The organism is Arthrobacter sp. BF1 (assembly GCF_056680215.1).
Genome location: NZ_CM155271.1, coordinates 2,205,895 through 2,218,979 on the forward strand (window position 1 = coordinate 2,205,895; position 13,085 = coordinate 2,218,979).

Annotated in this window: 12 protein-coding genes; 5 read left to right on the top strand and 7 right to left on the bottom strand. The window is 65.7% G+C overall.

What is annotated here, in order from left to right; all coding sequences use genetic code 11:
• Window positions 1-250: 250 nt before the first annotated feature.
• Window positions 251-1,138: a GerMN domain-containing protein gene (locus AC1MCD_RS10340; protein WP_498671674.1), complete on the top strand. Its 888-nt coding sequence runs from the start codon at window positions 251-253 to the stop codon at window positions 1,136-1,138.
• Window positions 1,139-1,173: 35 nt separating this feature from the next.
• Here AC1MCD_RS10340 and AC1MCD_RS10345 read toward each other — a convergent pair whose 3' ends face one another.
• The 3 genes from AC1MCD_RS10345 to hrcA form a co-directional block, all read right to left on the bottom strand.
• Window positions 1,174-1,959 carry a 16S rRNA (uracil(1498)-N(3))-methyltransferase gene (locus AC1MCD_RS10345; RefSeq protein ID WP_498671676.1) on the bottom strand — a complete coding sequence of 262 codons (786 nt, stop codon included), beginning with the start codon at window positions 1,957-1,959 and terminating at the stop codon, window positions 1,174-1,176.
• A 2-nt stretch (window positions 1,960-1,961) separates the two neighbouring features.
• Window positions 1,962-3,089: a molecular chaperone DnaJ gene (gene dnaJ / locus AC1MCD_RS10350; RefSeq protein WP_498671678.1), complete on the bottom strand. Its 1,128-nt coding sequence runs from the start codon at window positions 3,087-3,089 to the stop codon at window positions 1,962-1,964.
• Window positions 3,090-3,162: 73 nt separating this feature from the next.
• On the bottom strand, window positions 3,163-4,176 hold the full coding sequence (gene hrcA, locus AC1MCD_RS10355) for a heat-inducible transcriptional repressor HrcA (protein ID WP_498671679.1): 1,014 nt from the start codon (window positions 4,174-4,176) through the stop codon (window positions 3,163-3,165).
• A 172-nt stretch (window positions 4,177-4,348) separates the two neighbouring features.
• Here hrcA and AC1MCD_RS10360 point away from each other — a divergent pair, with 172 nt between their 5' ends.
• Both AC1MCD_RS10360 and AC1MCD_RS10365 read left to right on the top strand, forming a co-directional pair.
• Window positions 4,349-5,197, top strand: a complete 849-nt coding sequence (locus AC1MCD_RS10360) for a DUF3097 domain-containing protein (RefSeq protein ID WP_498671680.1) — start codon at window positions 4,349-4,351, stop codon at window positions 5,195-5,197.
• A gap of 145 nt (window positions 5,198-5,342) precedes the next feature.
• Window positions 5,343-5,753 carry a DUF4870 domain-containing protein gene (locus AC1MCD_RS10365; protein WP_190988332.1) on the top strand — a complete coding sequence of 137 codons (411 nt, stop codon included), beginning with the start codon at window positions 5,343-5,345 and terminating at the stop codon, window positions 5,751-5,753.
• A gap of 10 nt (window positions 5,754-5,763) precedes the next feature.
• Here the strand turns inward: AC1MCD_RS10365 and hemW are convergent, their stop codons facing one another.
• On the bottom strand, window positions 5,764-6,993 hold the full coding sequence (gene hemW, locus AC1MCD_RS10370) for a radical SAM family heme chaperone HemW (RefSeq protein WP_498671682.1): 1,230 nt from the start codon (window positions 6,991-6,993) through the stop codon (window positions 5,764-5,766).
• 25 nt (window positions 6,994-7,018) lie between these two features.
• Window positions 7,019-8,875, bottom strand: a complete 1,857-nt coding sequence (gene lepA / locus AC1MCD_RS10375) for a translation elongation factor 4 (RefSeq protein ID WP_498671684.1) — start codon at window positions 8,873-8,875, stop codon at window positions 7,019-7,021.
• Between the two features lie 168 nt (window positions 8,876-9,043).
• Between lepA and AC1MCD_RS10380 the strand changes: the two genes are divergently transcribed.
• The gene (locus tag AC1MCD_RS10380) at window positions 9,044-9,601 is read left to right on the top strand and encodes a type II toxin-antitoxin system PemK/MazF family toxin (RefSeq protein ID WP_498671686.1); all 558 of its coding nucleotides are present in this window, start codon (window positions 9,044-9,046) and stop codon (window positions 9,599-9,601) included.
• A gap of 170 nt (window positions 9,602-9,771) precedes the next feature.
• A complete protein-coding gene (gene rpsT / locus AC1MCD_RS10385; protein WP_066291556.1) occupies window positions 9,772-10,032 on the top strand; it encodes a 30S ribosomal protein S20 in 261 nt (86 codons plus the stop codon).
• 122 nt (window positions 10,033-10,154) lie between these two features.
• Here the strand turns inward: rpsT and holA are convergent, their stop codons facing one another.
• Together holA and AC1MCD_RS10395 are read right to left on the bottom strand one after the other, a co-directional pair.
• On the bottom strand, window positions 10,155-11,171 hold the full coding sequence (gene holA, locus AC1MCD_RS10390) for a DNA polymerase III subunit delta (protein WP_498671688.1): 1,017 nt from the start codon (window positions 11,169-11,171) through the stop codon (window positions 10,155-10,157).
• Window positions 11,105-13,063 carry a ComEC/Rec2 family competence protein gene (locus AC1MCD_RS10395; RefSeq protein WP_498671689.1) on the bottom strand — a complete coding sequence of 653 codons (1,959 nt, stop codon included), beginning with the start codon at window positions 13,061-13,063 and terminating at the stop codon, window positions 11,105-11,107. The genes holA and AC1MCD_RS10395 overlap by 67 nt, the downstream gene beginning before the upstream one ends.
• Window positions 13,064-13,085: the final 22 nt, after the last annotated feature.

A 13,085-nucleotide genomic window follows, 5' to 3' on the forward strand; every position in this document is an offset into this window, starting at 1 on the left:
TGGCGACATTAGATATCAACTTCATATCAGGCGCATATCGTTCCCGTTGCAGTTGGGCCCGTGCGGTCGTTTGGGCCCTTGAGCTGTGCCGCACTATGCCATGCTTGAAATTCAGGCCGTCCGGGGACCGGCTTACGGGGCTCAGGCCCCATCATTCACAGCCAGGAAGGACAGGGCCATCAGAGTGCCGGAAACACCCGCCCCCCGCTCGGCCGAACGTGCCGCGCGGCCGTTTCGTGCGCGGGGCGTAGTGGCTCTCCTTCCGGCGTTCCTCCTGCTGACCGGCTGCATTGCCGATCCTGGGCCCGAGCCCATACTGTCGGCGAACTCCACCGCGGCCGCTACCGGCTCCCCCGGCGCGCCGTCCACGAGCGCACCGCTGGAAACCACGCAGTCCTCGAACAAGGCTCCGGTGTACTGGATCGGCCGCAGCAACGGCAACGTCTTTCTTTACCGTGAGTTCCGGGATGTCCCGGAACAGGAGAACCCGGTGACCCGTGCACTGCGGGCCATGATGTCCGAAAAGCCGCTGGACCCAGATTTCTTCACGCCCTGGCAGAGTCCCACCGAACTGGCCACCTCGATCTCCGGAAAGAATGTCATTACCGTCGACGTGTCCGAAGATGCCTTCAACAGCAATCTCGACGCCGACATGGCAGTTCGCGCCATCCAGCAGCTGATTTTCACCGCCACTGCGGCGGCGGCCAGTTCCGGGCTGATCGACTCGGGCCAGCAGATCCAGGTTCGGGTCCTGGTGGACAGCCACACCGACTACGTAGCCTTCGGCCATGTCCAGCTTGGTGCCCCGATGTCACGGGCTGCCGGGATGGTGGCACCCGTGTGGATCATCGATCCTCAGGAGGGCACGGACATTGCCGGGGGCAGTGTCAAGATCACCGGCCGCAGCACCGTCCCGGGCGGCAAACTGAAGTGGCAGATCCTGCGGACCGCGGGGAACGGGGACAAGACGCCGTACCTGACCGGTGAAACTACGGCCGGCGCTGACGCCGCCCAGTCCGGACTGTTCACACTCGCGCTCAGCCTGTCGTCAGGGAGCTACGAGCTCCGCGTATCGCAGTCCGATGGCGGAACCAGCGGGGAACTGAACGTGGACACGCGGAAGTTCAACGTCAGTTAGTTCACTTCACCGGTTAGTTAGCGCGACCCGCTGGCTTAGGCCTGCGCGGCGCTCCAGCGCCCCAACACATCGCTCGCAAGTACGACGGCGGCCGGTCCGGCAGTGGAGGACCTCAGGACGTGGTTGCCCAGGAGTGCCGTCACGGCACCGGCATCGCAAAGCTTGGTTACTTCGCGGGGACTGATGCCACCCTCCGGACCTACGATGAGCAGGATTTCCCGGGGGGCGCCAGCCGCAGGTGCGGCGGCATGCCATGCCTCCAGCACGGACCGTAGCGGCCGCACGGCGTCTTCGTGGAGGATCACCGCAAGGTCCGCTGCTGCCACGGTTGCAACCAGGCCGGGGGTTTCGACGGCGGCGCGCACCTCGGGAATCCAGGCGCGCCGCGCCTGTTTGGCTGCTGCCGTGACCACGGACTGCCATTTGGCATGCGCTTTCGCGGCGCGCTCACCCTTCCAGCGCACAATCGAGCGTTCCGACTGCCAGGGCACAACGGCGTCGATCCCCAATTCCGTGGCGGTTTCCACGGCGAGTTCATCGCGGTCACCCTTGGCCAGCGCCTGGACCAGCACCAGCCGAATGTCAGGCTGTTGTTCCATCGCCAATTCGGCGCATTCAACGGTGAGTTCGGCGGGTGAGGCGGCAATAACCGTTCCGGTGAGCCGCTTCCCGGCGCCGTCGGCGATGTCTACGGACTCTCCCGGTGCCAACCGCTTAACTGTTACCGCATGGCGCGCTTCAGGGCCCTGGAGGGTGTAGCGGGCGCCGGGAACCATGTGGTCCAGTGACCCGGCGCCGCCGAAAAAAACGGGGTTGCTCACCGCTACAGGTTACCGAGCCGGTCCCGCAGCTTGGCGAAAACCCCGCCGCTGGCCGTCAGCTTGCCCTCGGTGAACTGTTCGCCACGCAGCTTTGCCAGCTGCCGCAGGAGGTCCTCCTGCGCGCCGTCAAGCTTCGCGGGCGTCTCCACCTGGAGGTGGACCATCAGGTCACCGCGACCGTAGCCACGCAGGTGCGTGACGCCCAGCCCGCGGAGCGTGATGACCTCGCCGGCCTGGGTCCCTGCTTTGACGTCGATTTCCTGCAGCCCGTCGAACGTTTCCAGGGACACTTCGGTGCCCAGGGCAGCTGCAGTCATGGGAATGTGGAGCGTCGCGTGCAGGTCATCGCCGTCCCGGACGTAGGTGGGATCGTTGTTGACGCGGATCTCGACGTAGAGGTCACCGGACGGCCCGCCGGCAGGGCCGGCCTCGCCCTGACCGGACAGCTGGATCCGGGTTCCCGTTGCGACGCCGGCGGGCACCTTGATGGTGAGTGACCGGCGGCTGCGGATGCGGCCCTGGCCGTTGCACTCGTTGCAGGGGTCCTTAATGACAGTTCCGAAGCCTTCGCAACTGCCGCATGGAGCCGCCGTCATGACCTGGCCAAGGATGGAGCGGACCGCCCGCTGGACCTGGCCGCTGCCGCCGCAGATGTCGCAGCGCTCGGGGTGGCTGCCTTCGCGGCAGCACGAGCCGTTGCAGGTGGGGCAGGTGACGGCGGTGTCCACCTCAAGCTTCCGGTTGACGCCGAAGACGGCATCGCGCAGTTCGATCCGCACGCTGATCAGTGCGTCCTGGCCGCGGCGGACCCTTGACGCGGGGCCTGACGATCCGCCGGCGCCGAAGAACGTATCGAAGATGTCCTGGAACGCGAAGCCCTGGCCAGCGTATCCGCCGCCGCCGAAGCCGTTGTCAGTACCGTTCTCATTGCCGGTGGTGTCGTAGACACGGCGCTTCTGGGGGTCAGAAAGTACCTCGTAGGCATGGGTCACGGCCTTGAAGCGGTCCGACGCATCGTCCCCGGGGTTAACGTCCGGGTGAAGGGTGCGGGCCAGCTTGCGGTAGGCCTTCTTGATCTCTTCTCCGGTGGCTTCCGGCGAGACTCCGAGGACGTCGTAGTGGCTGCTCAAAGTTCGTATCTCTTCCCTGTTGTACTGCCGGCAGCGAGGCTGCCGGCACTGCTCTTGGTGCCTGGACCGGTTGTTACGGACCCAGAATTCTTGACAGATAACGGGCTACTGCCCTGACGGCGGCCATGGTGGTGGGATAGTCCATGCGCGTGGGACCCAGGACGCCAACTTTGGCTGTGCTGTCCGGTCCGTAAGCTGTGGCCACCACCGAGGCTTCGGCCAGTCCGTCGTAGGGGTTTTCCCTGCCGATGCTCACGGTCACACCGCGTGGGTCCTGTTCCATGTCAGTGAGCAGGCGGAGCAGGACCACCTGTTCCTCCAGGGCCTCAAGCACGGGACCGATGGTGAGGGGGAAATCCACGTTGGACCTGGCCAGGTTCGCAGTGCCGGCCATCACCATGCGGTCCTCGCGGCTGCTGTGGGCGAGCGTTTCCAGCCCGTGAGCAAGTGCCTGGGCAGCTGCCCGCCGGCCTGGAGCGACGCAGGAGACCACGCCCGGCAGTGACTGCGCCAGCCGGCTCAGCGGTGTGCCCGCCAGCGAGCCGAGGAAGTGAGTCCGCAGGGCGGCGATCGCTTCCTCACCGAGGTCCTGGCCGACGTCGATCACGCGCTGTTCCACCTTGCCGGTGGTGGCGATGAGCACCAGCAGGACCTGGCGCGGCGCCAGGAGCACAAATTCGATGTGGCGGATGGTGGCCCGGCTCAGGTGCGGGTACTGGACCACAGCCACCTGGTTGGTCAGCTGGGAAAGCAGCCTGACGGTTCTGTCCAGGGCATCATCCAAGTCATCCGCGCCCTCCAGAAGCGATTGGATGGCCTTCTTCTCCGCCGGGGAGAGCGGCTTGACCGCGGAAATCTGGTCCACAAACAGGCGATAGCCCTTGTCGGTGGGGATCCGTCCCGCGCTGGTATGCGGAGCGGTGATCAGGCCCTCGTCTTCCAGGGCGGCCATATCGTTCCGGATGGTGGCGCTGGATACGCCGAGGTGGTGGCGCTCAACCAGCGCCTTGGAACCCACGGGCTCGCGGGAGTGCACGTAGTCCTCCACAATGGCACGCAGTACTTCCAGTTTGCGCGGCTCGCTCACACTCCACCTCCATCCATGGTTGCGCCTCAATCTTCACGGCAATGGTCACGGCTCGTTAGCACTCGACATGCCTAAGTGCTAACAGTCTAATATGACTCACCCCGTTGTTAGCATTGGTACCGCTCCGGGCGAACATCCGGGGGCACGATCTAGCGCAAGGCGGAATCAATCCATGCATTACCAAAACTGGGGTCCGCAGGAGATCACCGCACCTGTCCGGAACGAACTTCCCGAGGTTCCGGTGGAACGTGGCATGGTCCTCGAAGACGCCCAGTCCGGCTGGGTGGGAGCGGTGACCCGGGTGGAGAAGTCCGGCGGCATGCATGTGGTTGCCCTCGAGGACCGGCGCGGCAAGTCGCGTTCGTTCAAGCTTGGATTCGGGTTCCTGTTGGAAGGCCAGCCCATCAGGCTGATGCCGCCGGCGCCCAGGCAGAACGCGGCGGTGCCCGCCGGCCGGACGGCATCCGGTTCAGTCCGCGTGGCGGGCCAGCGTGCCCAGGTGGCCAAAGCGAGCAGGATTTGGGTGGAGGGAAAGCACGACGCCGAACTCGTGGAAAAGGTCTGGGGTGACGATCTCCGGGTGGAAGGCATCGTCGTCGAGCCTTTGCACGGCATCGATGACCTCGCCGGGGCGGTGGCCGCCTTCGGTCCCGGGCCCAACCGGCGGTTGGGGATCCTGGTGGACCATTTGGTGCCGGACTCCAAGGAGTGGCGCATCGCCGCCGGTGTGATGGCCTCCCCGGGCGCCGCCGGGAACGTGCTGATTGTCGGGCACCCCTACGTTGACGTGTGGCAGGCAATCCGCCCCGCCGTGCTCGGCATCGAACGGTGGCCCGTGGTGCCCCGGGGGCAGGACTGGAAGACCGGCATCCTGGCCGCCTTCGGCTGGCCGCACGCCACGAAGGAAGACATCGGCCTGGGTTGGCAGAAACTGTTGGGTGCGGTCCGCAGCTACGCGGACCTGGAAGCGTCCCTGCTCGGCCGGGTGGAAGAAGTCATCGACTTCCTGACGGTGCCGTAACTCCCACGGCCCTTGAATGGCCGAAGGACGGTCCCGACGGCGGCATTTGCCGCGCGAACCAGTATTCTTGGTACTGCAGAGGCTGTTGTCGCAACAGACCGGCATTCTCCAAACCAGCACCATTGCACTTTCGAAGGATGAAACCGTGGCACAAAACGCACGCGAGCACCGGGACGACCAAGGCCGTTCCGAGTATCAGGGCGTTCCCGCAAATGCGTTGCCCCTCACGGCCAGCGAAGACCGTCAATGGGCCACGCTGGCGCACTTTGGCGGGATCCTCGGTTGTGTACCGTCGCTGCTGATCTACCTGATCTTCCGAGAGCGCGGACCGTTCACCGCGCAGGAATCCAAGGAAGCACTGAACTTCAGCCTGCCGCCCACCATCGCCGCGCTGGTGGCCAACATCCTGGTATTCATTCCGGTGGTCGGCAACATCTTCGCCGTCATCGCCACGCTCATCTGGATCGCCCTGACCTGCTTCTCGGTGTCCGCCGGTATCCATGTCAACAAGGGCCAGCCGCACCGCTACCAGTACAACCTGCGCTGGATCAAGTAGTCCCCGGACTTTAGTCCGGCAGGATTCTCCGGACCACGGCGTCCGCCAGCAGGCGCCCCTTCAGGGTCAGCACCAGCGTTCCTTTCACGGCAGCGTGCGCGTCCACGAGGCCCTCAGCCATCAACCCGGCCACAGCGTGGCGCCCTGACTCCCCCAGCGTTGCGATGGCGAGCCCCGAAACCAGCCGGGCTTCCAGCATGACGCGTTCCACGTCCCGGGTTTCGGCGTCGAGCGTTTCCCTGCCCGCAGCCGGCGAGAGCCCCTGGGCGAGCCGCCCCGCGTAGGCGGTGGGGTGCTTGACGTTCCACCAGCGCACCCCGCCCACGTGCGAGTGCGCGCCGGGGCCGATGCCCCACCAGTCGTCCCCGCGCCAGTAGGCGAGGTTATGCCGGCACGCCTGTTCCGGCGTCCGCGACCAGTTGCTCACCTCATACCAGCTGAGCCCCGCTTTGCCCATGAGTTGGTCGGCGAGTTCGTACTTGTCGGCGTGGTCATCGTCGTCGATGCCTGGAACTTCGCCCCGGCGGATCTGGGCGGCGAGTTTAGTACCGTCCTCCACAATCAGCGCGTAGGCGCTGATGTGGTCCGGCTGATAGGACAGCGCGGTTTCCAGCGAGTACCGCCAGTCGTCGAGGGACTCCCCCGGCGTTCCGTAGATCAGGTCCAGGCTCACGGCCAGTCCGGCCTCACGTGCCCACTGCACCACCTGGGGCACCCTGCTGGGTGTGTGGGTGCGATCCAGGACCTTCAGGACATGGGGAACTGCAGACTGCATGCCGAACGAAACCCGGGTAAAACCGGCGGCCTTCAACAGCGCCAGTGATTCGGGGGTGACGGAATCCGGGTTCGCTTCAGTGGTAACTTCGGCGCCGTCCTCCAGGCCCCATTCCGCGACGGCGGCCGTCAGGATCCGCGCGAGGTCCTCGGCCGGGAGGAGCGTGGGGGTTCCGCCGCCGAAGAAGACCGTACTCAGGGGCCTCGGCGGCAGCGCGGATGCGGTCAGGACGCGGGTGGCCATCCTCACCTCGGAGATGGCGGTGTCGGCATAGGCGTCCTGGGACGCGCCGCCGCCTAGTTCCGTGGCCGTGTAGGTGTTGAAATCGCAATAACCGCACCGGACCGCACAGAACGGGATGTGCACGTACAGCCCGAAGTTCCGGGCCGCCGCACCGTCTGCTGCCTGGGCGGGCAGCAGACCGTCCGACGGCGCCGGGTCACCGAGGGGAAGAACGCTAGGCATCAGCGGGTCCCCCACTGTGCGGTGGTCACTTCTTCTTGGCCTTGTCCTTTGACTCGTCCGTGGTGAGGGCAGCGATGAACGCTTCCTGCGGCACCTCCACCGTACCCACCATCTTCATGCGCTTCTTGCCTTCCTTCTGCTTTTCCAGCAGTTTGCGCTTACGGGAGATGTCACCGCCGTAGCACTTGGCCAGGACGTCCTTGCGGATGGCCCGGATGCTTTCGCGGGCAATGATGCGCGAGCCGATGGCCGCCTGGATGGGCACCTCGAACTGCTGCCTGGGGATAAGTTCACGCAGCTTGGTGGTCATCATCACGCCGTAGGAATAGGCCTTGTCACGGTGCGTGATGGCAGAGAACGCATCGACCTGTTCGCCTTGGAGCATGATGTCCACCTTGACCAGATCGGCCACCTGATCGCCGTCGGCCTTCCAGTCCAGCGAGCCGTAGCCGCGGGTCTTGGACTTGAGGATGTCGAAGAAGTCGAAAACGATTTCTGCCAGCGGGAGGCGGTACCGGATTTCCACCCGGTCCTCGGACAGGTAGTCCATGCCTCCCAAGACGCCGCGCCGGCTCTGGCAGAGTTCCATGATGGCGCCAACGAACTCATTCGGGGCCAGGATGGTGGCGGAGACCATCGGCTCGCGGACTTCCGCTATCTTGCCGACCGGGTATTCGCTGGGGTTGGTCACATGGACCACCTTCTTGTCCTCCAGCGTCACCTCGTATTCCACGTTGGGAGCGGTGGAGATCAGATCCAGGTTGTATTCGCGTTCGAGGCGTTCGCGGGTGATTTCCAGGTGGAGCAGGCCCAGGAAGCCCACGCGGAAGCCGAAGCCCAGCGCCGCCGACGTCTCCGGCTCGTACACGAGAGCGGCGTCGTTGAGCATCAGTTTCTCCAGCGCATCACGGAGCACCGGGTAGTCCGTGCCGTCCAGGGGATACAGGCCGGAGAAGACCATGGGCTTGGCATCGGCATAGCCCGGCAGCGACTTGGCGGCAGGCTTGGCGAGGTTGGTGACGGTATCGCCGACCTTGGACAGGCGCACGTCCTTCACCCCGGTGATGAGGTACCCGACCTCGCCGACACCCAGTCCCTTGGAAGGGGTGGGTTCCGGGGAGCTCACGCCGATCTCCAGGAGTTCGTGCGTGGCGCGGGTGGACATCATCTGGATGCGTTCGCGGGGGTGCAGCATGCCGTCAACCACCCGGACGTAGGTGACCACGCCGCGGTAGGTGTCGTACACCGAGTCGAAAATCATGGCGCGCGCCGGGGCGTCAGGGTCGCCCACAGGCGCCGGGAGGTCCCGGACGATCTTGTCCAGCAGGGCCTCGACGCCCATGCCCGTCTTGCCCGAGACGCGGAGAACGTCCTCGGGATCGCCGCCAATCAGGCTGGCCAGCTCTGCCGCGTACTTTTCAGGCTGCGCAGCCGGAAGATCGATCTTGTTCAGCACGGGAATGATGGTGAGGTTGTTTTCCATCGCCAGGTAGAGGTTGGCGAGGGTCTGCGCCTCAATGCCCTGGGCCGCATCCACCAGCAGGACCGCGCCTTCGCAGGCCGCCAGCGAACGGGAGACCTCGTACGTGAAGTCCACGTGGCCAGGAGTGTCGATCATGTTCAAGGCGTAGCTGCTGCCATCGAGTTCCCACGGCATACGAACGGCCTGGGATTTGATGGTGATGCCGCGCTCGCGTTCGATGTCCATGCGATCCAGGTACTGGGCCTTCATATCGCGGGGCTGAACCACCCCGGTCAACTGCAACATCCGGTCGGCCAGGGTGGATTTACCGTGGTCAATATGCGCGATGATACAGAAATTCCGAATGATGGCCGGATCTGTCGCGGCGGGCACCGGGGCGGTGCGGGCCATGGGAGACACGCAGGGTCCTTACTGTTGGCATTCACGCGGCCGCCACCAGGACGCACCAAAGGCACCCTGCGGCCGGACCGCACATTTTGAACCTTCAGTGTCCCACGTCCGGGGGCCACGCACTGCATCGTTCGGCAAACTGCTGCCGGCCTGCCGGCCGACGATACTGTTTTCTCCATGCCTATCAACTTCCGCTCCCTGGCCAACGCCGTCAGGACTTCAGTAAGGGTCCTACAGAAACTACGGTCCGGCGCTGCCGGGCCGGCAGTAAGGACCGCGCCCAAAGCCAGCCACCAGGCGGCCCCGGTCCGGCCGGCTCCGGAGGCACCGCCCGCGGGGTATCCGGGGGACTTCAGGGGCGTCTCGACTGTTCGCTACGCTCCCCGGCCGGACGGCAGTGCCGATCCCGGCGAGATTGTCTGGACGTGGGTGCCGTACGAGGAGGACCACACGCAGGGGAAGGACCGTCCGGTGCTGCTCGTCGGGAACAATGGCCCGTACCTGCTTGCCTTGATGCTGACCAGCCGGGACCACGATCAGGACGCTCACGGCTCCGGCGACTACGTGGATATCGGCACCGGCGCGTGGGACCGCCAGCAACGGCCGAGCGAAGCGAACGTGGGACGGGTGCTGCAGATCGCGCCGGACAGCATCAGACGCGAAGGTGCCGTGCTTGAACGGAAGCGCTTCGACGAGGTGGCCGCGGGGCTGCGCCGACGACACGGCTGGAAGTAGCCTGGCAGAATGGCCAGGCTTCCGGCGGGTCTGCTATTCTTTATAGCTGTGTGTCCGTGCAGGTCGACGGCCACTCATGGTTGGTCGCCATAGGTATCCCCACGCCGCTCAGTCAATGGCCAATCTGAAAGCCCTCTAGACCATTTCCGCATTAAAAAGAGAGTTCACACGTGGCTAATATCAAGTCCCAGAAGAAGCGCATCCTTACCAACGAAAAGGCACGCCTGCGCAACAACGCAGTCAAGTCTGAGCTGAAGACGGCCATCCGCGCCGTCAACACCGCCGTTGAGTCCACTGACAAGGATGCAGCTGCTGTTGCCCTGGTTGCCGCCAGCCGCAAGCTGGACAAGGCTGTCAGCAAGGGTGTTCTGCACAAGAACAACGCAGCGAACCGCAAGTCGGCGATCTCCAAGAAGGTCAACGCACTGTAAGGTTTCCAGTTCACTTGAACCGATGATTGTGGCCGGCACCCCAGTGGGGCGCCGGCCACAACTCTTTAAGTCTCTTCCATGAGGCGGTCATCATTCCGGAAACCGTGACGCCCGAGCCTGCGTCAGTGGCGCTGCGCGGATGTGGCGATGACGGTCACCGCGTGTTCAACGGCATAAACCGGATCACGCGAAAGACCCTTTACTTGCGCGTCTGCCTCTGCGGTGGCCTGGATGGCGCGAACCAAACCATCCGGGGTCCAGCGGCGGACATCCCGCTGGGCCTGCTCCACCAGCCAGGGCTGCATGCCCAGTTCCCTGGCTATCTGCGCCGACGATCCCTGGGCGCCGGCCACCTTCGCTAGCGTCCGCAGCTTGGCTGCCAGCGCGGCAACCAACGGGACCGGATCGGCTCCGGTGGCAAGTGCGTGGCGGAGCGTGGACAGGGCGAGCGGACTGTTGCCGGCCATGGCGGCATCGGCAACCTTGAACGCCGTGGCTTCGATCCTGCCGCCGTAGTAGCGATCCACCAACTCGGGTGTTACGGCTCCCGTCGCATCTGCGATCAGCTGGCTGCAGGCCGCTGCCAGCTCCGAGAGGTTGGCGCCGACGGCGTTGACCAGGGAGTGCACCCCGTCGGAGGTGATTTTCCGGCCGGCGGCCCGGAACTCTGCCGCCACGAATGCAGACTTGTCGGCGTCTTTCTTCAGGGGCTGGCAGTCAACCACCGGCCAGCCTCCAGCCTTGACTGCATCGAGGAGTTTCTTGCCGCGGACGCCCCCGCCATGGCGCAGGACCAGGACCGCGTCGGGTTCGGGATGCGCCAAGTACTTGAGGGCGTCGGCCAGGAAGGCATCGTTCATGCTTTCAACGCCCTCGACTTCAATCAGCTTGCGCTCACCGAAGAGGGAGGGGCTGACGTTCATGGCCAGTGAGCCCGGTTCGTAGCTGCCGGCGGTCATGCGGGTGACCTCAACGTCGGGGAAGGCTGCCCGTACCTGTGAGCGGATGTGGTCCATGGCACGGATGCCGAGGTACTCTTCGGGTCCGCCCACCAGGACGACTCCCGCGGGGCTTACGTCCCGCCAGGAGGCAACGTTCGACGGCGTTGTCCTGGTTCGTGTGGGTTGGGCTGCGGCCATGGTGGATTCCTCCCGGAAATTCTGGTGCAGTGTCTAAGCCTGCCACGGCGGGCCCCTGCCTCCAAGCCGCGACGGACGTAGCGCCGCGGACTGCGCGGTGAATGGAGGGGACGACGGGAGGGCCTTGTAAAGGCCGGCAGCCAGTTGTCCGCAGTGTTCAGCAGGGATACGGTTCGGGTGTGGAGCCCCAGGACCAGCCGCAGTGTTTGGCGTGGCCGGACGGCTCCCCAGACCGCGGCAAAGGTGAGCCCGGACAGTAGCACCATCGTCAGGAGTCCAAACGGCCCTTCGGGCCAGGGCAGGGACGCTCCTGGCAGTCCCGCAGCGGTCCGGGCGGTAGCGGCTACGCCGGCGCTGAACGTGCCTGCGATGGCGATCAGGGCAGTCGCCACCCAGGGCATCCACAACACCAAGGGCACCGCAGATGTGCCCAGCAGCGTTACCGGCGCCACCAGCGGCGCTGCCACGATGTTCGCCAGCAAGGAGTAGGTGGAGAACTGTGGCTGCAGGAGCACAATGACGGGGCCGCACAGCAGCTGCGCTGAGAGCGGCACGGCCAGCGCGGCCGCTGCCCAGCGGGGAACGATCGGAGGGGTCCAGTCCATCATCCGGGAACCGAGGACAACGATCCCCAGCGTCGCCAGCACCGAGAGCAGAAAGCCGAAGCTCGTTGCAAGGCCCGGGTCAATAAGCAGCAGGCCCATCACGGCAAGGCAGAGGAAACTCAGTCCCCGGCCCATGCGGCCGCCGGCCAGCGAGGCAATGGCAATGGAACCCATCAACGCTGCGCGCAGCACGCTGGCATCGGGGCCGACGAGCACCACAAACATACCCAGGCCGGTCAACGCGAGGCACGCCGCAGGGATCCTGGGGAGCCGCAGGCTGCGCGCCGCCATCAGGAGGGCGCCCAGGACGAGGCTGCAGTTGGCCCCGCTCACTGCAGTTAAGTGGGTCATGCCTACCGTCTTCATCGCCGCGTTAAGCCCTTCGTCCAGCGCGGACGTGTCGCCGGTGACCATGCCCGGCAGGAGCCCACGGGGATCGGCAGCCAGGAACGAGGCCGCGGCCACATACCTTTCCCTGAGCTCCTTGGCCACGACCTCACCGGCCGGGGCGGCACCAGCTCCAAGACCGCCGGCAGCACCAGCGCCGGGAGCCATCGACGCCGCCAGGATGGCGGTTTCCTGCTGGCCCGGCTCAGGCGGCCTGAGCTTGCCGGCGGCCCGGACCAGTTGCCCCGGGACCACGTTGTCCCAGCCGCGGCCGCCCATCACCACGAGCTCAGCGCGGGTGCGGATGACCGTGCCGCTGACAGTGACTTCTTCGGTCCGGGCATCCACCGACCACCGCTCGGGCGTCCCTGCCTGTCCCGGGACCGTGAGGGGGCGCGCGGGACCGCTAATCTCCAGGATGGCGACCACCGACTTCCCCAATGCCGCTGCTTCCGCGAGTGGTCCATCGTGGCGCTGCGCGGAAGACACAGCCGAATGCGCCGCTGCGGTTGCGGCCAGGACCAGTGCCACGGCCGCAGTGGTCAGGAAGCTCCTGCGACCCGCAAGGAGTTTTTTGCCGCGCGTCACCCGGGCCAGCAGGAGGACTGCCACGGCCAGCAATCCGCTGCACAGCAACGCGAGCATCGCAGGGGTGAGCCAGGTTCCGGCCACAGCGGCGCCCCAGACAAGCAGCGCAGGCAGTCCCAGCCTGACGTCTGTGCGACGGCGTGGTTTTTCGACCGGCACGGTCTCCTGTTCCTGGCCACGGAACTTCTTCCTGACATGACCGGCCAGCACGGCGCCCTTCCGGCGAACCGACCGGCGAAGAGATGCGGCGTCCGGAGACAGCCGCCTTGGAGCTGCCGTGGATTCCCGCGCTGGCGCCTCAGGCGGCTGCACGGCCGGCCCCTGCACCGCCGAA